This window comes from Microbispora sp. H13382 (assembly GCF_014161445.1).
Lineage (GTDB): Bacteria > Actinomycetota > Actinomycetes > Streptosporangiales > Streptosporangiaceae > Microbispora.
The window spans coordinates 205,002-225,261 of sequence record NZ_JABBXA010000010.1; the positions used below are offsets into that span (position 1 = coordinate 205,002).

The window sequence follows — 20,260 nt, forward strand, 5'->3', positions numbered from 1 at the left end:
CCGACGCCGGGCGCGTTGGTGTGCTGTGGGTCACCCCCAGACCTCAGGAGGTTCGCGTGTCCTCGCCCGTGCCCTCGCCGGCCGTCTCGCTCGACGACAAGTACGCGGCCGAGAACGGCACCGTGCTGATCTCCGGCGTCCAGGCCCTCGTCCGGCTCACCCTGGAGCAGCGCCGCCTCGACGCCGCGCGCGGCCTGGACACGCGGGTGTTCGTCTCCGGATATCCCGGCTCGCCGCTGGGCGGCGTCGACCTGGAGATGGCACGGGCCGCGCGGTTCCTGGAGGAGGCGGGGGTGGTGGCCCGGCCCGGCCTCAACGAGGAGCTCGCGGCCACGGCGGTGGCGGGCACGCAACTGCTCGCCCAGGTGCCGGGCCGCCGGCACGAGGGGGTGACCGGGTTCTGGTACGGGAAGAACCCGGGCCTCGACCGGGCCGCGGACGCGATCCGGCACGGCAACCTCGCCGGCACCGCGCCGCTCGGCGGGGCGGTGGCCTGGATCGGCGACGACCCGGGCAGCAAGTCGTCGACCGTGCCCAGCTCCTGCGAGCCGATGTGCCAGAGCCTGTCGATGCCGCTGCTCGCCCCCGGCTCCGTGGCGGAGGTCGTCGAGCTCGGGCTGCACGCGGTGGCGCTGTCGCGGGCCACCGGACTGTGGGCCGGCCTGAAGATCGTCGCCGACGTCGCCGACGCCTCGGCCACCGTCGACCTCGGGCCGCTGCGCGAGAACATCCGTTCCGGCGTCCCGGTGCCGGACCGCGCCGACCGCGGGGCGCCGCCCACCCTGGTCGGCCCCGCCTCGCTCGACGCCGAGCACGACATGCTCACCCGCAGGCTCGGCCTGGCCCGCGAATACGCCCGCGCGCACGGCCTCAACCGGATCACGCACGACGCGCCCCGGGCCACGACGGGCGTGCTCGCGTCCGGCGCCTCCTACGCCCTGGTCCTGCGCGCCCTGGCCGACCTCGGCCTGGACGAGGCCGCGATGGACCACCTCGGCCTGCGGCTGATCCGGCTCGCCATGCCGTTCCCGCTCGCCTACGACGACCTCGCCGCCATGACCGCCGGGCTCGACCGGGTGCTCGTGGTCGAGGACAAGGTGCCGTTCCTGGAGGGGCACCTCAAGCAGGCGTTGTACGACACCGGGCAGCGCCCCGACATCGTCGGCCGGGAACTGCTGACGGCGCGCGGCACGCTCGGCGGCGAGGACGTGGCCGGGGCGCTCGCCACCTGCCTCGGCCCCGACCGCCTGCCCCGTCAGACGGCGATCCTGTCGCCCGCCCCCGCGAGGCGTCGCATCATGCTCCCCCTGGTCGCCGCCCGAACGCCGTACTTCTGCTCGGGGTGCCCGCACAACGCCTCTACGCGCGCCTCCGACGACACGCTGGTCGGCCCGGGCATCGGCTGCCACGCCATGATCGCCCTGGACGGCGACGGACGCGGCAGGCGGGTCGGCCTGACGCAGATGGGAGGCGAGGGCGCCCAGTGGTTCGGCCTCGCCCCCTTCACCTCCGACCGCCACTTCACCCAGAACCTCGGCGACGGCACCTTCCACCACTCCGGCTCGCTCGCCGTGCGCGCCGCCGTAGCCGCCGGCGTCTCGATGACGTACAAGCTGCTCTACAACGACGCGGTGGCGATGACCGGCGGGCAGCGCGCCGAGGGCCGCCTCGACGTCCCGGCGCTGACGCGGTGGCTGGCCGCCGAGGGGGTGCGCCGCGTGGTGGTCACCACGCCGGAGCCGGAGACCTACCGGGGCGTGCGGCTGGCGCCGATCGCGTCCGTACGGCACCGCGACGACCTCCCGGCGGTGGAGAAGGAGCTCGCCGCGATCGACGGGGTGACCGTGCTGATCCACGACGACCGCTGCGCGGCCGAGGAGCGGCGGCTGCGCAAGCGCGGAAAGCTGCCCACGCCGAAGGCCAGGGTCGTGGTCAACGAGCGCGTGTGCGAGGGCTGCGGCGACTGCGGGGACGCCTCCACCTGCCTGTCGGTGCAGCCGGTGGAGACCGAGTTCGGCCGCAAGACCCGCATCCACCAGGCGTCGTGCAACTCCGACCTGAGCTGCCTGAAGGGCGACTGCCCGTCGTTCCTGCTCGTCGAGCCCCGCTCCGCGGTGTCGCGTATGGTGCCCGAGCCGCCGGTGGCGCTGACCGAGCCGGCGCCGCGGTTCCCGGAGCGCTCGGTGCTGCTGCGGATGCCCGGTATCGGCGGCACCGGAGTGGTCACCGTCTCGCAGATCCTGCAGATGGCCGCCCATCTCGACGGCCTGCACGCCGCCGGGCTGGACCAGACCGGGCTGGCGCAGAAGGGCGGTCCCGTCATCAGCGACGTGCGGGTGTCCCCGCATCGGATCGGCGGGTCGGTCCGCGCTGCCCGCGGCACCGCCGACGTCCTCCTCTGCTTCGACGTGCTCGGCGCCGCCGCGGACGACACGCTCGCCGTCGCCTCGCCCGGCCGTACGGTCGCCGTCGTGAACACCGCGATCGTGCCGACCGCCGCCATGGTCACCGGCCGCGCCGCCCTCTCCGGACCCGAGGACGCGGTCACCCGCATCGCGTCGGCCACCCTGCCCGAGGTCGGCCTCCAGGTGGACGCCGGCGCGCTGTCCGAGGCGTTGTTCGGCGACCACATGCCCGCCAACCTCGTGCTCGTCGGCGCCGCCTACCAGCACGGCTGCATCCCGATCTCGGCCGAGGCGATCGAGCGGGCCATCCGCCTCAACAAGGCGGCGGTGGAGCAGAACCTGGCGGCCTTCCGCTGGGGGCGGGCCGCCGTGATCGACCGCGAGGCCGTTTTCCGGGCCGCGATCCCCCCGGCCCCTCCCGCCGTCCCGGTCGACGACGCCGCCCTGCGCGAGGCGGCCGGGACCGGGGCGCTGGAGGAGACGCTCGCGGTGCGGATCGCCGACCTGACCGGCTACCAGAACGCGGCCTACGCCCGCTCGTACGCGCGCGACGTGCGGCGGGTGGCCGCGCTGGCCGCCGAGCGGGCGGGGGAGGAGGCGGGCACGCGGATCGGGCTCGCGTACGCCCGGGGACTGCACAAGCTCATGGCGTACAAGGACGAGTACGAGGTCGCCCGGCTGCACCTCGACCCGGTGGAGCGGGCCCGGCGCGAGCGGGAGTTCGGCCCCGGCGCGGCCGTGTCGGTGCTGCTGCACCCGCCGCTGCTGCGGGCGATGGGCCTGAAGCGCAAGATCAGGCTGCGCCGGTCCGCCGATGTCGTGTTCCGCGGGCTGCGGGCCGCCCGAGTGCTGCGCGGCACCGCGTTCGACGTGTTCGGGCACGCCGGCGTCCGCCGCGTGGAGCGTACGCTGGTCGGGGAGTACCGCGAGCTGGTACGGCGCGCGCTCGACCGGCTCACTCCGGCGACCGCTCAGACCGTCGCGGAGATCGCCGCACTGCCGGACGTGATCCGCGGCTACGAGGGCATAAAGCTCGCCCGTGTCGCGGAGTTCCGCGACCGCGCGACGACCCTGTTCGCCCGGCTGGACGACCCCGCACTGGTGGAGGTGCTGTGACTGTCGACCGTCTGCTGCCCGGCCAGGACGCCCGGGACCTCGTCGAGCTGACGCGTGAGATCGCCGACAAGGAACTGGCCCGCCGGGTCGACGAGCACGAACGGGCCGAGACCTACCCCGAGGGCCTGTTCGCCACGCTCGGCGCGGCCGGGCTCCTCGGCCTGCCCTATCCGGAGGAGTACGGCGGCGGCGGCCAGCCGTACGAGGTGTATCTCCAGGTGATCGAGGAGCTGGCCGCGCGGTGGGCCGCCGTCGCGGTCGCCGTCAGCGTGCACACGCTGTCCTGCTTCCCCGTCGCGATGTACGGCACGCCCGAGCAGCGGGAGCGCTGGCTGCCGGACATGCTCGCGGGGCGGCTGATCGGCGGCTACAGCCTGTCCGAACCGCAGGCCGGGTCGGACGCGGCGGCCCTGACCTGCAGGGCCGACAAGACGGAGGACGGCTACCGGATCACCGGCACGAAGGCGTGGATCACCCACGGCGGCCGGGCCGACTTCTACGCGCTGTTCGCCCGGACGGGCGAGGGCAGCCGGGGCGTCTCCTGCTTCCTCGCCCCGGGCGCCGCCGAGGGCCTGACCTTCGGCCGCCCCGAGGAGAAGATGGGCCTGCACGCGATCCCCACCACCACCGCCCACTGGGACGGCGTGCCGATCGAGGCCGACCGCCTCATCGGCGCGGAGGGCCAGGGACTGCCCATCGCCTTCGGCGCGCTCGACTCCGGCAGGCTGGGCATCGCCGCCTGCGCCACCGGCCTCGCCCAGGCCGCGCTCGACGAGGCCGTCGCGTACGCCAAGGAGCGCGAGACGTTCGGCAAGAAGATCATCGACCATCAGGGGCTCGGCTTCCTGCTCGCGGACATGGCCGCGGGCGTGGACTGCGCCCGGGCGACCTACATCGACGCGGCCCGCCGCCGCGACGCCGGCCTGCCGTACGGCAGGCAGGCCAGCGTCGCCAAGCTGGTCGCGACCGACACCGCGATGCGGGTCACCACCGACGCGGTCCAGGTCTTCGGCGGGTACGGCTACACGCGCGAGTTCCGCGTCGAGCGCTACATGCGCGAGGCGAAGATCATGCAGATCTTCGAGGGCACCAACCAGATCCAGCGCCTCGTCATCAGCCGCCACCTGGCCCGCTGAGGCGGTCACCGGTCGGGATTCAGCGAGCGCCGCCCGGACGCGCTCGCTAAAGCCGCGGACGCCCCCCACCGCGTCGAGCCGCACGTCGCGAGCTTCTCCACATCCGTTTCTGTGCGTGTGGGCGGACCCGGTCGATGGCCAAATGGACCAAGGCGTACTGTTGGGGCGTTCAATCCCGTTAGTCATGATTTGGGGGAATTATGGCGAAGCCAGTTCTGCAGATCGTCATCGCCAGCACGCGTCCCGGGCGCGTCGGGCTACCGGTGGCGGAGTGGTTCCGCGACCGCGCGGTCGCCCAGGACGCCTTCGAGGTCGAGCTCGTCGACCTGGCGGAGGTGAAGCTGCCGTTCCTGGACGAGCCGAACCACCCCCGGCTCCGGCAGTACGTCCACCAGCACACCAAGGAGTGGAGCGCGACCGTCGAACGCGGCGACGCGTTCGTGTTCGTCACGCCGGAGTACAACTACGGCTTCAACGCCGTCCTGAAGAACGCCATCGACTACCTGCACCACGAGTGGCAGTACAAGCCGGCCGGGTTCGTCAGCTATGGCGGCGTCTCCGCGGGCACCCGGGCCGTGCAGATGCTCAAGCAGGTCGTCACCACGCTGAAGATGGTGCCGGTGTTCGACGCGGTCTCGATCCCGTTCGTCGCCCAGCTCCTCGACGAGGAGGGCCGCCTGCGGCCCAACGAGGTCATGAGCTCGGCGGCGGACGCGATGGTGGCCGAGCTGGAGCGACTCGCCGCCGCGCTGCGGCACCTGCGCCCCGCCGCCTGACGGTCACCCCGGCAGTGAGCCGGTCTCCGGGTCCCGGCGCGTGAGGCAGTAGACACCGCCCGCCGGGTCGCGCATGACGAGCCAGTGCCGCCCCCGCGCCACGAGCACCGCGCCGTGCCGCTCGTGCCGTACGCGAGCGGCGTCGGGGTCGGCGCAGGCCAGGTCGATGTGGGCGGACCGGCCGGGACCCTCGCCGAGCCGCTGCAGGAGGATCCGCACCGGCATCCCCGGCATCGCCAGCACCGTGAACTCGGGCAGCGACCCCCGGCGCGGGGGCCACCCGGTCAGCGCCGCCCAGAAGGCCACCTCCTCCTCGTACGCGCCGGGGGCGATGTCGAGGCAGACCTGGTCGAGGCGGGTGCCGGCGAAGACGGGCGGCCGCCGCGTCGTCCCCTCTCCGGGGACGAGACAGAACGCCCTGCCCTCCGGGGAGCGCAGCACGGCCCAGTCGCCGTGGTCGTCGGCGACGGCGGCGCCGAGCGCCACGGCCCGGGCCATCGCGGCACGGACGTCGTCCACCTCCAGATCGAGGTGGGCGCCGCCCCCGTCGCCCACCGCCTGGATCTTCACGCAGGCGTCGCCGGTCTCCGGCAGCAGCGTGGCGAACTCCCCGCCATCGCCCCGCCGTGGAGACAGGCGCGTGCCGGTGACGGCCGTCCAGAACGCGGCGGCTTCCCCGAACCGCTCCCCGGGCCTGTCGATGAAGGCCAGCACCCGCCGCACCGCCATCAGAGAGCCTCCCCTATCAGCGGGAGCAGCGCCCCCGCCAGGTCCGCCGGGGCGCGGTAGACGACCCCGGTCATGCCGAGCACCCTCGCCGCATCGACGTTCTCGGCCCGGTCGTCGACGAACAGGCAACGCCGGGCGGGGACACCGGCGCGGCCGGCGGCGATCTCGAAGATCCGCGGGTCGGGCTTGGCCACCCCCACGTCGTAGCTGCTGACGACGTGGTCGAAGGCGTCGTGCAGCTCCAGCTCACGCAGGTGGGCGGCCAGCTCCGAGGTGGCGTTGCTGACGAGCACGACGGGGACGCGGGCGCGGGCCCGCGTGAGCAGTGCGAGCACCTCCTCGTCCGCCCACGTGCGGGCCGCCAGCCAGTCGGCGGTCAGCGCGCTCGCCCGCGCGGGCGAGCCCACCAGCTCGGCGAGGACGGGAACGGCCGACGCCAGCCACTCCTCGCGGGTCACCAGCCCGGTCAGGGCCGGAACCACCAGCGTGGACCCACCGGTCACCCGCGCCACCGTCCCCGGCTCCACCCCGTACGCCCGCTCGATCTCCGCCTGCTGCTCGAGATCGATAAATTTCACGACACCGTCGAAGTCGCACAGCACCGCGTCGAAGGGTCTGATCACCACGCTCCGAGCCTACGACGCGAGCGTCTCGTACAGCGCGATGTGCCGTTCGGCGGCGGCCGGCCAGGTATGGCGTGCGGCGAGCGCCCGGCCCGCCGCACGCCTGCCGGGATCGGCGAAGCCGAGGGCGTCGGCGAGCTCGGCGGCGAGGGCGCCAGGGGTGGCGGCGAAGCGCGCGGCGGAGCCGAAGACCTCACGCAGGACGGGCAGGTCGCGCACCACCAGGGGGACGCCCGCCGCCAGGGCCTCCATCGCGGCGAGCCCGAAGCCCTCCTTCACCGACGGGAAGGCGAAGGCGCCCGCGCCCGCCACGAGCGGCGGCAGGTCCGGGTCGATGACCGGGCCGAGCACCGTCGGCTCGACGCCGAGTTCGGCCGCCCGGGCCTCCCACCGCGCGCGGTAGCCGCGGTAGTCGAAGAGCGTCTCACCGCCGGCGATCACCAGCTGGACGTCCGGGCGCGCCTCCCGCAGCAGCGCGTACGCCTCCAGCAGGTCGAGCGAGCCCTTGCGCGGCTCGATGCCGCCGACCGTCAGGACGTACGTCCCGAGCCGCCGGCGCCACATCCGGGTGGCGACCGGATCGGCGGACGCGAAGCGCTCGTACGCGACGCCGTTGGGGATCACCGCCGCCGTGATGCCCCACCCGGCCGCGAGCTCGGCCGCCACCGCCGCCGACACGCAGACGTGCGCGTACGGCGTGACGATGGCGCGCTCGTGGCAGGCGGCCAGCTCGGGCGTGGTGAAGTGGTCGACGTGGTGGACGGTCCGTACGCACCGGCCCGCCGCGTTGGCGCTGATGCAGTCCTGGGCGTGCACGACGTCGTAGGACGCCGCCTCCGGGGCGAACGCCCTGCGCAGCACCGCGATCGACCGCAGCACGCGCGGGCCGACGCCCTCCCCGGCGATGCCGGGGAACGGCACGACGCGCAACCGCACGGCCGGGTCGACCGGGCGGAAGAAGCCCGCGTCGCCGCCCCGGCCGAGCGTCCACACCGTCACCTGCTGCCCCGCCGCCGCGAGCGCCTCGGCGAGGGCGAGGGTGTGCACGACCCCGCCGCGGGGCCTGGTCGAGTAGCTGAGCAGCGCGATTCTCACCCGCGCGCCTCCCGGTAGACGTCGGCCCTGCGCTCGTGAAGGTGATGGAGGATCCGCCGGGCGCGGTCGATCTCGGCGGCGACGTCGAGCTCGGCCACGGCCAGCCCGGCCTTCGACCAGGTGCGGGCGAGCACGTCACCGCCCGGGCCGACGACCTTGGCCTGGCCCAGGAAACGCATGCCGCCCATCACGCCGGTCTGGTTGGAGGAGGCGAGCACGACCTGGTTCTCGGCGGCCCGCGCCTGGTCGTACAGGTCGAAGAGCCGCGACTGCCGGTCCTGGGCCATCCGGGGCGCGCGGTTGGTGACGCTGGCGGGCCACGCCGACAGGCACGCCAGGATCTGCGCGCCGTCGAGCGCGAGGCTGCGGGCCGACTCCGGGAAGGTCTTGTCGTAGTCGATCAGCATGCCGATCCGCCCGGCCGGAGTGTCGAAGGCGTCGAACCGGCCGCCCGGACCGTAGGCCGCGGTCTCGCCCGCGGGCAGGTGGACCTTGCGGTGCAGGCCGAGCACCCCGTCGCCGCTGACGCACACGGCCGCGTTGTAGCGGACGTCGCCGCCGTCCTCGCAGAAGCCGACGCACACCACCATCTCGGCGGCCAGCGCCGCCACCCGCGCGATCACCGGGTCGTCGGGCTTCAGCGCGGGCGGCAGCGCGTCGGGGTCCGGCCGGCGCAGGTCGGCGAGGTAGCCGCCGAGCGCGGCGTCGGGCAGCACGAGCAGCCGGGCGCCCGCGGCGCGGGCGTCGTCGATCAGCTTGGCGATGCGGGCCAGGTCGAAGGCGAGGTCGCGGCCGAAGTGGGCGGCCGCCGCGGCGATCCGCAGGACGCTCATGCCCCGTACGTCTCCGGCCGGCGGTCGCGCAGGTGCCCCATCGACCGGCGCGCGGTCTCCAGCGCCCGCGGCACGTCGATATCGGCGACCGCCGTGCCGGGCCCGACGCCCGTCGCCGAGACGATCTCGCCGCCTGGGTCCACGACCTTCGCGCTGCCGACGAAGCGCAGCGACCCGAACGTGCCCGCCTGGTTGGCCGACAGCCACACGATCTGGTTCTCCAGCGCCCGGGCCCGGTCGAACAGGTCGAAGCGCCGTTTCCAGCGGTCCCGCTCCAGGTCCCGCGCCGCGTTCGTGCGCGAGCCCGGCCAGGCCGACACGCACACCCCGATCTGCGCGCCGTCGAGGGCCAGCGCGCGGGCGGACTCCGGGAACGCTTTGTCGTAGCAGATCATCATGCCGATCCTGCCGACGGGTGTGTCGAAGGCGCGGAAGCCGTCACCCGAGGCGTAGCTGGCGTTCTCGCCGAGCGGCTGGTGGACCTTGCGGTGGTTGCCCAGCACGCCGTCGCCGCTGACGCACACCACGCTGTTGTAGCGGGCGTCGCCGCCGTCCTCGCAGTAGCCCGCGACCACGACCATGTCGCCGGCCAGCGCGGCCAGCCGCCGGATCTCGGGGCCGTCCACGGCGAGCGGGGGCGGCCCGGCGTCCGCCGCGTCGCCGTCGAGGCTGAGCAGGTAGCCGCCGAGGCACGCCTCGGGCAGCGCGAGGAGCCGCACGTCCTCGTTGCGCGCCTCCTTGATGAGGCGTCCGGCGATTCCGAAGTCCTCCTCGAGGTCGCGGCCGAACGCGGCCGCCACCGCCGCCATGCGCAGGGCGCTCACGCGGTCCCCAATCCGGTCACCGGGCCGCCGACGGCCTCCGTGACCTGTCCATCGGGCCAGCGCAGCCAGACGCCCCGGCCGGTGGTCAACTCCCCGCACACCGCCGAGGCGGCCGGCCCCGCCGGAGGCGCCGGCGCGCCCGGCTCGTCCGCCGTGAGCATCGCGAAGCCGGGAAAGCAGGTGAGCCAGTCGCCCGTGGAGGCGGCGGCCGGGCGGGGCACCGCCGCCACGTCCAGCACGGCCGCGCAACCGCTCGCCTCGGCCAGCATGCCGAGCGTGCCGGCGATCCCGGCCATCGACACGTCCTTGGCGGCAGCGGCCGCGCCGGCCGCGACCGCACCGAGCATCACGCGCAGCTCGTCCGTACGCCGGGAGGTGGTCGAGTCCCATTGGCGGCCCCGGTATCCGGCCCGCCAGCCGCCGCCGAGGTCCGCCGTGAGGCGCACCTCGTGGCCGGGGCGCCCGCCGCCACCCGGCACGGGACGCGCGGCGCGGCCGAGCGCGGTCACCGACAGCGCGGCCGGCACCCCGAGCTGCGTGTGCCCGCCGAGCACCGGCACCCCGTACGCGCGGGCGGCCCGCGCGAGGCCGTCCAGCACCCGGGCGGCGTGCGCGGCGTCGGGGGCGGCGAGCGCGTCGAGCAGCCCCGCCGGGGCGGCGCCCATCGCGGCCAGGTCGTTGAGGTTGACCAGGACCGAGCACCAGCCGGCCCATTCCGGGTCGCGTTCGACCATGGACGGCACGATCGCGTCGCAGGCGGCGACGACGTCGCTGCCGGGCACCGGCGCTCCGTCGTCGCCGGTGAAGCCCGGGCCGCCGAGGGCGTGCGGGACCTGTCCGGCGAGGGCGGCGAGCAGCGGGCCGAGCGCCGACTTCGCCGCCGCGGCCTGGGCCGCGATCCGGCCGATCGGGTGGCGCATCAGCACGTGCGGCGCGCCCGCGACCGTCACCGGCCGCACCCGCGTCCACCCCAGGCGGCGGAAGAACGCCTCGGCCCCGGCCCGCACGCTCGCCTCGAAGCGCAGCACGCCCTCCGCCTCGGCGCGGGCGCACGCGGCCCGCACCAGCGCCGCGCCGGCGCCCCGGACGCCGCGCGCGGCGGGTGCCACGACCAGGCGCCCGCCCGTCCACCAGCCGATGTCGGGGCCGTCGCAGGCGGGCCCGAGCCGCACGCCGCCGACGACCGTGCCCGCCGGGTCCCTGGCCACCAGCGTGACCGTGCGGGGGTCGTCGTCCCTGTCGTCGAGGTCGTGCCCGTCGAACAGCCCCTGCTCCCGGACGAACGCCTCGTGCCGCAGCCGCCGGTAGGCGCGAAGGGACGCGGCGTCCGCGGCCTGCTCGATCCGTAGGCCGGGGCTGCGGGCGAGCGTGCTGTGGTCGCCGAGCAGCGCGAGGATGTCGGGCGCCTCCTCCCGCGCCGGGGCCCGAGTGTTCCCGTCGAGGTACATCGGCGCCTCACCCGCCCGCCGCGCTCAGCACACCGCACGCACCGCAGGCCGCGCAGCCCGCCCCCTGGTCCGCGCCGCGCATGCCGGCCGCGCGCAGCAGCGCCGCCACGCCCTCGGTGACGTACGTCAGCAGGGCGGCGCCGGGCGCCCCGATGCCGTCGCGGGCGGCGAGCGTGCCCCGCATCGGGCGGAACGGGACCACGAAGGGGTAGACGCCGCGCCGGATGAGCCGGCCCGCGCCCGCGATCAGCTCGTCGGGGTCCTCGCCCAGCCCCACCAGCAGGTACGTCGAGACGCGGTTGCGCCCGAACACCCGGACCGCCTCGTCCCAGGCGGCCTCGTAGCCGGCGAGCGGCACCGACGACTTGCCCGGCATCCAGCGCCGCCGGACCTCCTCGTCCAGCGACTCCACGTGGATGCCGATCGCGGTGGCCCCGGCCTCGCGCAGCGCGCCGATCCAGGCCAGGTCGCCCGGCGGCTCGCATTGCACCTGGATCGGCAGGTGCGGCACGGCGTCCAGCACGCCGCGCACGCACCGCGCCAGAGCGCGCGCGCCCCGATCGGGCCCGGTGGTCGTGCCGGTGGTCATCACCATCTGCCGTACGCCGTCGAGCCGCACCGCCGCCTCCGCCACCTCGGCGAGCTGGGCGGGCGTCTTGGCGGCGACCGTGGCGCCCGACCGCAGCGACTCCTCGATGGTGCAGAAACGGCAGCGGTCGGCCTCGCCGTACCGGACGCACGTCTGCACGACGGTCGTGGCGAGCACGTCCGCGCCGTGCAGCCGGGCGATCTTCTCGTAGGGGACGCCGTCGGCGGTGGTCAGGTCGTAGAACCTCGGCCGCCGCACGGGCACCAGCGAGACCCCGGTGTCCTGGTCGCCGAGCCAGACCGTGCCGTCGCGCACCGTGTAGGGGCTGCCGGGGTCGACGGGCAGTGCCGCGCCGGCGCCGTCCACGAGGACGTGGCCGTCGCCGCTCGGCCCCGCGCCGTCCGGCCGCCGTACGGGCGTGTCGAAGGCCACGCCGCGCAGGGCCAGTTCGGCGCGGGTCATGATCCGCAGATCGACGGTCACGGCACTACAGCTGGTAGGTGGAGTTGATGACGGCGCCCTTGCGGGCGTAGTGGATCAGCGCGTCCTGCACGTCCAGCGGGTGGGTCGGGATCACGCCCTCGATGAGGTCCTCCTCGCGGGCGCCGTGCAGGGACAGGCCGAACCGGCAGCAGTAGACCTTCCCGCCCTCGGCGATGAACGTCTTGAGCTGGTTGTTGATGTTGTGCTCGCCCGGGAACGCCGAGTTGCCTGTCGTCGGGAAGCCGCGGGTGGCCAGGCAGTTCAGCGAGCCCGGGCCGTAGAAGTAGATGGCGGTCTCGAAGCCCTTGCGCAGTGCGCGGGTGGCCTGCAGCACGGCCACGAAGCTGACCGACGACTCGTGCGCGATGCCGTGGACGAGCGTGAAGTACGACTCTCCGTCCTCGGCCTTGTAGTCGGGGAAGACCTTGGTGCTGCCGTAGATGCTGGAGCCCTCGGGCAGGGACGGATGGGGGATCTCGCCCATGCTCTTCTTCTCGAGGTCGGTCAGGTCGACGGACATGGTGTCTCTCCTTGGGTGAGCGGGGTCAGTCGTAGAGGGAGGCGAAGGTGCCGCGGAAGACGAGCGCGCCCAGCTCGCCGTCCCCGGCCGCGGCGCGCATCCGGGCGTGCTCGCCCGCGAAGTCGCCCCACGGCTGGTCGCTGGCGAACAGCACGCGGTCGTGCCCGAGGCCGCGCCGCTCGATCTCCCGGGCCAGCCAGTAGGGCGCGAAGCCGATGGCCCAGGACAGGTCGGTGTAGACGCGCTTGCCGGCCGTGATCCAGTCGAAGAACCGGGAGCCGGCCAGCTTGACGTGGCCGCTCATACCGCCGCCGAAGTGCACGAGGTGCACCGGCACGCGGTCGGCGTACCACTCGACCAGGTGCCCGACCTCGTCGACGTCCGAGGCGGCGCCGGGGGAGGTGTGGACGTGGACGACCAGGCCGTGGCGTTCGGCCGCGGCGAAGATCCGGTCGAGGCCTGGACGGCAGGCGGGGTCGGTGGAGCGGCCGCCGAGCAGGAAGCTCAGCTTCAGCGCCCGCACGCCCCGCTCGCCCGCCAGACCGAGGGCGCGGGAGGTGCGTTCCTCGTCGCGGGGCAGCGGCGAGACCCACAGCCCGGCGCGGATCCGGTCGTCGGCCTGCGCGGCCTCCAGGACGAGATCGTTGAGCGCGAAGGCGACCGCCGGGTCCGGTACGCCGTAGTTGGGCAGCACCAGCGCACGCTCCGTGCCCTCCGCGTCGAGGTCGGCGATCAGCTGCCTGACCGTGGCCCGCGCGGTGACGTCGGGGTTGACCGCGGGGCCGCCGTAGAAGGGATGGGCGGGCAGTACGCCGATGTGGCGGTGCGCGTCGAAGACCATCCGGCTCACCCGACCGGCAGGGCGGGGGAGAGCTCGGCGGGCGCGCCGGTCAGCGCGCCGCACACGTCGGCGAGCCGCCGGGACGCCTCGATGTGGCCGGCCAGGAACTCGGCGTCCCGGCCCACCGCCTCGAACCGGCCGGAGCCCCAGGTGTGCTGCCAGGGCAGCCCGAGGAAGTAGAGCCCGGGACAGTTCGTGACGCCGCGCCAGTGCATCGGATAGCCCCGGCCGTCGAAGGCGGGGATCTCGATCCAGCGGTGGTCGCGGGTGAACCCGGTCGCCCAGACGACCGAGGTGATCCCGGCCGCCGCCGGGTCGAGGGAGCGTACCGGCCCGTCCGGTTCCCACACCGGCACGTAGCGGGGCTCGGCGGGGGCGTCGACGCCGCGCGCCGCGATGTACGCGTCGATGGCGTCCTTGATCCCCTCGGCCACGGCGTCGGCCCGGTCGAGGTTGTCCTTCAGGTCGCCGGCGAACTCCAGCGTCGTGCCGGTCACGCCGGTCAGCCGGCCGTACAGGCGCATCCCGTCGCGGGCGAAGGCCCGCAGGTCGATGTCGCGCCCGCCGTCGCGGCCCGTGACGTAGTGGTTGGCCCGCAGGCGTACGGCGTCCGCGTCGTCGAACTCGTCGATGCTCCTGGCGTAGTGGCCCATGTCGTGCAGCCACGCCACGCAGTCCCGGCCCCGGTAGAAGCGGGCGACCCGGGGCGCGCTCCCGACGGCGAGGTGGACCCGGCGCCCGGCGAGATGCAGGTCCTCGGCGATCTGGCAGCCCGACTGCCCGGTGCCGATCACGAGGACCTCGCCTTCGGGAAGCTGCGCGGGACGGCGGTACCGCGAGGAGTGGATCTGCTCGATCCCCGCGGGCAGTCGTTCCGCCAGCCGGGGGACGGAGGGCGCGTGGTAGGGGCCGGTGGCCACCACGATCTGGTCGGCGGTGAGGTCCCCGGCGGTGGTCGCGAGCTCGAACGTCCCGCTCGCGGCCCTCCGTAAGCGGGTGACGCGCACGCCCTCGGCGAGCGGGGGCCCGAAGGAGGCGGCGTAGTCCTCCAGATAGCGGACGATCTCCTCGCGGACCATGAAACCGTCGGGATCGGGCCCGGGGTAGGGGAAGCCCGGCAGGTCGCACTGCCAGTTGGGCGTCACCAGGCAGAAGGAGTCCCAGCGGCGCTCGCGCCATTCGTGCCCGACCCGCCGCGCCTCGATGACGACGTGCTCGATGCCGCGCCGGCCCAGGCAGTGGCTGACCGACAGCCCGGCCTGGCCGCCGCCGACGACCGCGACGGGGTGGTGCGCCCCGGCGATCCGCGGTGTGCTGGTTTCCGCCGCCGCTTGCATGACGGCCACTTCAGTCCGGCCGGGTTTCCGGACCGCGGCATCCGGAATAAAAAGCCGTTACCGCCACGTCACCCCGCGTGACGCCGCCCGGTGCGTGAACTGATGTCGCGGTGTGTCAGGTGATGAGGCGGTGGCCGCCGGGGCTCAGGGAACTCAGGAACAGCCGGTCGGCTCCGGGGAGGGAGGCCAGCCGCAGCAGCCAGTCGCGGGCCATGATGCGCAGGCGGCTGGAGGGCGCCATCCAGGGAAGGAACCGCCGGCCGAACGACTGGACGTCGGCGACGACCGGCCGCATGCGTGCGGCGTACCGGTCGAGGGCGGGGGCCAGGTCGCCCGCGGGGGCCGCGCGGAGCTCGCCGGCGAGCACCCAGGCCGCGGCGATCGCGAGGGACGCGCCGTGACCGGCGAACAGGGAGACCGCCTGACAGGCGTCGCCGAGCAGGGCCACGCGGCCGCTGCTCCATTGTGGGGCCTCGACCTGCGTCACCTGGTCGTAGTAGAGCTCGGGCGGCTGCGGGCACCTGTCCAGCACCTCGGGCAGGATCCAGCCGAGGCCGCCGAAGTGGCGGCGCAGCGAGGCGGCCGGGTCGGCGGGAACGGCGGGATCGGGCTCGCGGCGCAGGAACAGCAGGGCGAGCCGGTCCTCGCCCACCGCGTAGGCTCCGGCCATCAGACCCGGCACGGTCAGCATCCGGTAGCGCGCGCCGACCCGCCGGCTGAGGTCCTCGTCCTCGACCACGTACGCGGCCACGTGATGGCCGAGATAACGGATGAAGCGGTCCTCGGGCCCGAAGACGAGCTCCCTGACCCGTGAGTGCACGCCGTCGGCGCCGACCAGCAGGTCCACCTCGTGGCGGCTGCCGTCGGTCAGCTCGACGCGGACGCCTCCGTCGCCCTGGCTGACGGCCGCGACCGTCGTCCCGTACCGGACCGGCGCGCGCACCTGCTCGGCGAGCACGCGGGCGAGGTCGCCCCGCAGCAGGCTGACCACCTCGGCGTACCCCGCCTCGACGGCGAGACGGCTGGTCTGCCGCCCCGCGCCGTCGACGTAGCCGATCTCGTGCACGGGGTGGCGGAGCTCCTCCAGCCGGGGGCGGAGCCCCATCCGCCCGGCCGCCTCGAGCCCGGGGCCGTAGAAGTCGATCATGTATCCGCCCTCGCGGAACGCCGGGGCGCGCTCGGCCAGTTCGACGTCCCAGCCCGCGCGTTCCAGGTGCCACGCCAGGGCGGTCCCGGCTATCCCGGCGCCGCAGATGATCGCTCTCATGTGCTTCGTCCCTTCTCGTGTCCGCTGGTACGCACCATCGCCCGCAGCGGCCCGGCCAGAGCGGTGAGGTCGAGAGCGGGGTCGAGACCGCGGTGGAGCATCAGGCCGTCCACCGCCGCGACGAGGACCGCGGCGGCCGCCTCGGCGTCGCCGGCGTGCCCTCCGCCGCGCAGCCAGGCGGCGACCCGGGCGCGGGAGGCTGTGACGAGCTCCTGCAACTGCTCGCGGAGATCGGGTAGCCGGGCGGCCGCGAGGTACATCTCCACGATCAGCAGCGAGGAGGGATCGGTCCCCGTGTACCGGGACAGCTCGCCCAGCAGCCACTCGACACCGGCCTCGGGGCCGGGCTGCTCCGTCAGCCGCCCGGTCAGCTCCTCCAGCATCCCGCGCGCGGCGCCGGTCGAGGCCGCGATCAGCAGGTCGGTGAGCGACGCGTAGTGATAGTGCACGACCCCGGGGGCGACCCCGGCCCGCTCGGCCACCATCCGCGTGCTGACGCCACCCCAGCCGACCTCGGCGATCAGGGCCGCCGCCGCGCCGAGCAGCCGCTGCCGCGTGGTCCTGCCCCGGTCCGCGGACGCCTCCGTCATCTCCCACGTGCTCCGTTCAGCTCTCGTACGACCGCTTGGTCGAACGCCTTGGACAATTGACTTGTACGACTGCCCAAAAACCATATCCCGGACATGAGGCCGTCGTCACTGGGGATGGCCGGATAGGTATGGCAGACCCGGGCGCCGAGGGGAGTGACCGATCATGATGCCGAGGGCTCCGGCGCCGTGATCGTCACGGTGGTTCTCGGCCTCGCGGCCGCGGCGCTGCTCGGGCTGGGCTGGGTCGCGCAGCAGCACGTCGCGTACACAGAGCCGCTGGGCGAGATGCTGCACGTCCGGCTGCTGTTCGACCTGGCGCGCAAGCCGATCTGGCTGGCCGGGATCGCCGCGATGGTCGGCGGGCAGGTTCTCGGGGCGCTGGCCCTGCGGGGCGCCGACGTGGCCCGCGTGGAGCCGCTCCTGGCGACCAATCTCATCTTCGCCCTCGCCTCGGCGGCCCTGATCTACCAGGAGCGCCTGGGCGCGACGGAGTGGCTGGGGGCGGTGCTGGTCAGCGGCGGCGTCGCCGCCTTCCTCCTGACCGGGCGTCCCCACGGCGGCGGGATGCCGGCGTCGGACACCATGCTCTGGGTCGCGGTGCTCATCGTGGCGGGAGTGGCCGCGGGCATGGTCGCGGTGGCCCTGCGGATGCCCCTGCAGGTCAAGGCGATGCTGCTCGCCGGGGCGGCGGGGACGTTGTACGGCCTCCAGGACGCACTGACCCGCGGGTCCCTGCTGACCCTGGCGCGGGGGCCGGCCGCGCTGTTCACCTCCTGGCAGCCCTACCTGCTGCCCGTGATCGCCGCGACCGGCATCCTGCTGAACCAGAGCGCCTTCGACGCCGCGCCGCTGCGGATCTCGCTGCCCGCCACGACCGCGACCGAGCCGATCATCGGCATCGTCCTGGGAGTGGCGATCTTCGGCGAGCAGCTGCACGTTGATCCGCCGGCCCTCGCGGGCGCGGTCGGCGGTCTGGTGGCGCTCGTGGCGGGCATCGTCATCCTCGGCCGCTCGCCGTTCCTGGCGAAGTCGGAGCAGGGGCAGAGCGCCCCTCCCGCCAGAAGGTGAACCGCGGGCGTGGCAGGTGCACGGACCTGACGTGCTCCAGGCATCGCAGGATGAAACGTGCACGATGCTCCCCCTGGGCTTCGCGGGGAAACACGAGGTCGGAGGCGCCCACGTCTTGACTGTAGTTGGTCGAGTAGTCAAACAAACGGTGGTGAACTAGCATCGCGCGTCAGGGAGCGCTCCCCATCTGGCCCGGAAACCCCCCACCGGAAGATGGAGACCCAACAGTGAACGCGCATTCGAATTCCCGGATCCGCCGCTGGGCCCTGCGCCTCACGGCCCTGCTGACCGCGTCGATCACCTGCCTGGTCACCTGGGCGGGCGCGGCCTCCGCCCACGGCTCGATCGTGGACCCGGCCTCCCGCAACTACGGCTGCTGGCAGCGCTGGGGCAGCGACTTCCAGAACCCGTCCATGGCCCAGCAGGACCCGATGTGCTGGCAGGCGTGGCAGGCCGACACCACCGCCATGTGGAACTGGAACGGCCTCTACCGCATGAACCTCGGCGGCAACTTCCAGGCCGCGATCCCGAACGGCCAGCTGTGCAGCGGCGGCCACGCGGAGAACGGCCGGTACAACGCCATGGACGTCCCCGGCGCGTGGAAGGCGACCGACGTCCGCAACAACTTCACGATCAAGCTGTGGGACCAGGCCGGGCACGGCGCCGACTACCTGCTCGTCTACGTCACCAAGCAGGGCTTCGACCCGACCCGGCAGGCGGTCGGCTGGAACGACCTGCAGCTGCTCACCAAGACCGGCAGGTACGCCCCCGGGCAGTACTACTCGGTCAACCTCAGCACCTCGGGCCGCAGCGGCCGGGCCGTGGTCTACACGATCTGGCAGGCCTCGCACATGGACCAGACGTTCTTCTTCTGCAGCGACGTGAACTTCACGGGCTGACGACCACATGACGGGGCCCCGCCGGACGATCGACGTCCGGCGGGGCCCGCGTGCGGCTACCGCGTACGGATCACTGGGCGGGCACGCCGTGCGCCCCGACGGCGTGGGCCGCGGGGGCGGCGGCGGTGGTGCGCGCGGCCGCCGCGGTGGTGCGGCTGTCCGGACCGGGCAGGTCCCGGCTGAAGGCGTAGACCACGGCGGCGGTGGCGATCGCTCCGGTGTTCAGCGCGAGCGCCTTGTCGTTGATGTTGGCGATGGTGTCGCAGGCCTGGTGGTAGCAGGAGTCGTACGCCTCGCCGGCGGTGCCGCCGAACAACGCCTGCTCCTGCGGCGTCTTGACGCCCTCGGCGCCGGTGAACAGGCCGCCGGACGGGATGCCCGCCGCGATGAAGGCGCCGTAGTCCGACCGTCCGTCGAAGTCGGTGCCCACGTGGCCCTGGCGGAGCGTGTCGAAGTACTTCTCGAAGAGCTTCTCGATCTCGTCGGAGCCCGCGGGGCCCGGGCCGGAGCCGGTGGCGTCGGAGTCGTCGCCGTCGTAGATCTTCAGCGCGTAGTTCGGGGAGGCGACCATGTCGAAGTTCAGGTACAGCTTGATCCTGGCCTGCTCCTCGGCGGACAGGTTCGCGACGTAGTGCTCGGAGCCGAGCGTGCCGAACTCCTCGGCGCTCCAGAAGGAGAAGCGCAGCTTGTTCCTGGTCGGGATCTTGCCGAGCGCGGAGGCGACCTCCAGGATCGCGGCGCTGCCGGAGCCGTTGTCGTTGATGCCGGGTCCCGGGACCACGCTGTCCAGGTGCGCCCCGAGCTGCACCACCTTGTTCGGGTCACCCCAGCGGGAGTCGGCGATGACGTTGTGCGTGGGCCGCATCTCGCTGGCCGTGTCGGTCTTCACCCGCACGGACGTCCCGGCGGCGGCCAGCTCCTGGCCGACCGCGAAGCTCACGCCCACGACAGGGATGTGCACGGTGGGCTCGCCCAAAGTGCCCTGCAGGGTGGCCGTGCGCCCGGGCTGGCCCTCGTTCATGATGATCACGGCGGTGGCGCCGGCGGCCTGCGCGTTCTCGGCCTTCGCTTGGAAGGTGCAGGTGCCGCGCTGGACCAGCGCGACCGCGCCCGCCGGGAAGCCGGCGAAGTCGGCGGCCTCGCAGCCGGAGCTGGACGTGTTGGCCTCCGCTCCCGGCGGCAGCACGAGGTCGACGCCCCGGACGGCCGCTGTGACGTCGCCCGACCCGGAGTAGGTCATCGTGGCGAAGTCGCCGACGGTGCTGCCGTCGGGCGGGGTGGGGGTGTACGTCTTGGGGGAGGGCGCGGTGCGCTGCAGGACGGCGGTGGAGTTCTCGTTGAAGAACGGGAAGTCGAACTTCTGCAGGGTCACCTTGTAGCCGGCCTTCTTCAGCACCCCGGCGACGTAGTCGCGGGAGGCCGCGAAGCCGGGAGTGCCGGCGGCGCGGGTGCCGCCGTTGGCGTTCGCGATGTCCTGCAGCTTGCGCAGGTGCTTCTTCACCGCGGACGCGACCACGGTCTGCGCGATCTGCGCCGGATCGGGGTCGGCGTTGGCCGGCGCGGCCGGCACGAGGGGAAGCACGAGGGCGGACGCCGCGGTGGCGACGACGGCCCGCATGCCGAGCGAGGCGCGCATTGGGCTCTCCTTCGGGTCCAATGACGGTCCGAACGGTTCCAGTTG

The 20,260-nt window shown here is 74.0% G+C and carries 18 protein-coding genes; 5 read left to right on the top strand and 13 right to left on the bottom strand.

What is annotated here, in order from left to right; all coding sequences use genetic code 11:
- The first annotated feature begins 56 nt into the window (after positions 1–56).
- From HHX41_RS21505 to HHX41_RS21515, 3 genes are all read left to right on the top strand, one after another.
- Entirely contained in the window at positions 57–3,521 is a 3,465-nt protein-coding gene (locus HHX41_RS21505) for an indolepyruvate ferredoxin oxidoreductase family protein (protein WP_182907428.1), read from the top strand.
- A complete protein-coding gene (locus HHX41_RS21510; RefSeq protein ID WP_182907429.1) occupies positions 3,518–4,657 on the top strand; it encodes an acyl-CoA dehydrogenase family protein in 1,140 nt (379 codons plus the stop codon). Before HHX41_RS21505 ends, HHX41_RS21510 begins: the two co-directional genes overlap by 4 nt.
- 200 nt (positions 4,658–4,857) lie before the next feature.
- A complete protein-coding gene (locus HHX41_RS21515) occupies positions 4,858–5,433 on the top strand; it encodes an NADPH-dependent FMN reductase (RefSeq protein ID WP_182907430.1) in 576 nt (191 codons plus the stop codon).
- A gap of 3 nt (positions 5,434–5,436) precedes the next feature.
- On the opposite strand, the gene HHX41_RS21520 is transcribed toward HHX41_RS21515, so the two are convergent.
- The 12 genes from HHX41_RS21520 to HHX41_RS21575 all read right to left on the bottom strand — a co-directional run bounded on the left by HHX41_RS21520 (position 5,437) and on the right by HHX41_RS21575 (position 16,612).
- Entirely contained in the window at positions 5,437–6,162 is a 726-nt protein-coding gene (locus tag HHX41_RS21520; protein WP_182907431.1) for a VOC family protein, read from the bottom strand.
- Complete coding sequence (locus tag HHX41_RS21525) at positions 6,162–6,788, bottom strand: HAD-IA family hydrolase (protein ID WP_182907432.1); 627 nt, start codon at positions 6,786–6,788, stop codon at positions 6,162–6,164. Before HHX41_RS21525 ends, HHX41_RS21520 begins: the two co-directional genes overlap by 1 nt.
- A 9-nt stretch (positions 6,789–6,797) precedes the next feature.
- On the bottom strand, positions 6,798–7,880 hold the full coding sequence (locus HHX41_RS21530; RefSeq protein ID WP_182907433.1) for an MSMEG_0565 family glycosyltransferase: 1,083 nt from the start codon (positions 7,878–7,880) through the stop codon (positions 6,798–6,800).
- Positions 7,877–8,713, bottom strand: a complete 837-nt coding sequence (locus HHX41_RS21535) for a carbon-nitrogen hydrolase family protein (protein ID WP_182907434.1) — start codon at positions 8,711–8,713, stop codon at positions 7,877–7,879. Before HHX41_RS21535 ends, HHX41_RS21530 begins: the two co-directional genes overlap by 4 nt.
- Complete coding sequence (locus HHX41_RS21540; protein WP_182907435.1) at positions 8,710–9,537, bottom strand: carbon-nitrogen hydrolase family protein; 828 nt, start codon at positions 9,535–9,537, stop codon at positions 8,710–8,712. Before HHX41_RS21540 ends, HHX41_RS21535 begins: the two co-directional genes overlap by 4 nt.
- Complete coding sequence (locus HHX41_RS21545) at positions 9,534–10,985, bottom strand: MSMEG_0567/sll0787 family protein (protein WP_182907436.1); 1,452 nt, start codon at positions 10,983–10,985, stop codon at positions 9,534–9,536. The genes HHX41_RS21540 and HHX41_RS21545 overlap by 4 nt, the downstream gene beginning before the upstream one ends.
- A gap of 7 nt (positions 10,986–10,992) precedes the next feature.
- Positions 10,993–12,057, bottom strand: coding sequence for an MSMEG_0568 family radical SAM protein (locus HHX41_RS21550; RefSeq protein WP_220504293.1), 1,065 nt, complete (start codon positions 12,055–12,057; stop codon positions 10,993–10,995).
- A 4-nt stretch (positions 12,058–12,061) separates the two neighbouring features.
- Positions 12,062–12,577, bottom strand: a complete 516-nt coding sequence (locus HHX41_RS21555; RefSeq protein ID WP_169986978.1) for an MSMEG_0572/Sll0783 family nitrogen starvation response protein — start codon at positions 12,575–12,577, stop codon at positions 12,062–12,064.
- Positions 12,578–12,602: 25 nt separating this feature from the next.
- Positions 12,603–13,418: an amidohydrolase family protein gene (locus HHX41_RS21560; RefSeq protein WP_182907437.1), complete on the bottom strand. Its 816-nt coding sequence runs from the start codon at positions 13,416–13,418 to the stop codon at positions 12,603–12,605.
- A 5-nt stretch (positions 13,419–13,423) separates the two neighbouring features.
- The gene (locus HHX41_RS21565; RefSeq protein ID WP_182907438.1) at positions 13,424–14,755 is read right to left on the bottom strand and encodes an MSMEG_0569 family flavin-dependent oxidoreductase; all 1,332 of its coding nucleotides are present in this window, start codon (positions 14,753–14,755) and stop codon (positions 13,424–13,426) included.
- A gap of 115 nt (positions 14,756–14,870) precedes the next feature.
- Positions 14,871–16,022, bottom strand: coding sequence for an FAD-dependent monooxygenase (locus tag HHX41_RS21570; RefSeq protein WP_182907439.1), 1,152 nt, complete (start codon positions 16,020–16,022; stop codon positions 14,871–14,873).
- Positions 16,019–16,612 carry a TetR/AcrR family transcriptional regulator gene (locus HHX41_RS21575; protein WP_182907440.1) on the bottom strand — a complete coding sequence of 198 codons (594 nt, stop codon included), beginning with the start codon at positions 16,610–16,612 and terminating at the stop codon, positions 16,019–16,021. The genes HHX41_RS21570 and HHX41_RS21575 overlap by 4 nt, the downstream gene beginning before the upstream one ends.
- Before the next feature lie 153 nt (positions 16,613–16,765).
- Here HHX41_RS21575 and HHX41_RS21580 point away from each other — a divergent pair, with 153 nt between their 5' ends.
- Both HHX41_RS21580 and HHX41_RS21585 read left to right on the top strand, forming a co-directional pair.
- Positions 16,766–17,680 (top strand): DMT family transporter, encoded by a 915-nt coding sequence (locus HHX41_RS21580; protein ID WP_220504294.1) that lies wholly within the window; start codon positions 16,766–16,768, stop codon positions 17,678–17,680.
- Positions 17,681–17,907: 227 nt separating this feature from the next.
- Complete coding sequence (locus tag HHX41_RS21585; RefSeq protein ID WP_396794943.1) at positions 17,908–18,579, top strand: lytic polysaccharide monooxygenase; 672 nt, start codon at positions 17,908–17,910, stop codon at positions 18,577–18,579.
- A 70-nt stretch (positions 18,580–18,649) separates the two neighbouring features.
- Here the strand turns inward: HHX41_RS21585 and HHX41_RS21590 are convergent, their stop codons facing one another.
- A complete protein-coding gene (locus HHX41_RS21590) occupies positions 18,650–20,215 on the bottom strand; it encodes a M28 family metallopeptidase (RefSeq protein ID WP_182907441.1) in 1,566 nt (521 codons plus the stop codon).
- Positions 20,216–20,260 lie beyond the last annotated feature (45 nt).

Coding starts and splice junctions, on each gene's coding strand:
- HHX41_RS21555 (WP_169986978.1), bottom strand. CDS start 12,577: ATGTCCGTCGACCTGACCGACCTCGAGAAGAAGAGCATGGGCGAGATC.
- HHX41_RS21535 (WP_182907434.1), bottom strand. CDS start 8,713: ATGAGCGTCCTGCGGATCGCCGCGGCGGCCGCCCACTTCGGCCGCGAC.
- HHX41_RS21575 (WP_182907440.1), bottom strand. CDS start 16,612: ATGACGGAGGCGTCCGCGGACCGGGGCAGGACCACGCGGCAGCGGCTG.
- HHX41_RS21565 (WP_182907438.1), bottom strand. CDS start 14,755: ATGCAAGCGGCGGCGGAAACCAGCACACCGCGGATCGCCGGGGCGCAC.
- HHX41_RS21570 (WP_182907439.1), bottom strand. CDS start 16,022: ATGAGAGCGATCATCTGCGGCGCCGGGATAGCCGGGACCGCCCTGGCG.
- HHX41_RS21560 (WP_182907437.1), bottom strand. CDS start 13,418: ATGGTCTTCGACGCGCACCGCCACATCGGCGTACTGCCCGCCCATCCC.
- HHX41_RS21515 (WP_182907430.1), top strand. CDS start 4,858: ATGGCGAAGCCAGTTCTGCAGATCGTCATCGCCAGCACGCGTCCCGGG.
- HHX41_RS21545 (WP_182907436.1), bottom strand. CDS start 10,985: ATGTACCTCGACGGGAACACTCGGGCCCCGGCGCGGGAGGAGGCGCCC.
- HHX41_RS21520 (WP_182907431.1), bottom strand. CDS start 6,162: ATGGCGGTGCGGCGGGTGCTGGCCTTCATCGACAGGCCCGGGGAGCGG.
- HHX41_RS21590 (WP_182907441.1), bottom strand. CDS start 20,215: ATGCGCGCCTCGCTCGGCATGCGGGCCGTCGTCGCCACCGCGGCGTCC.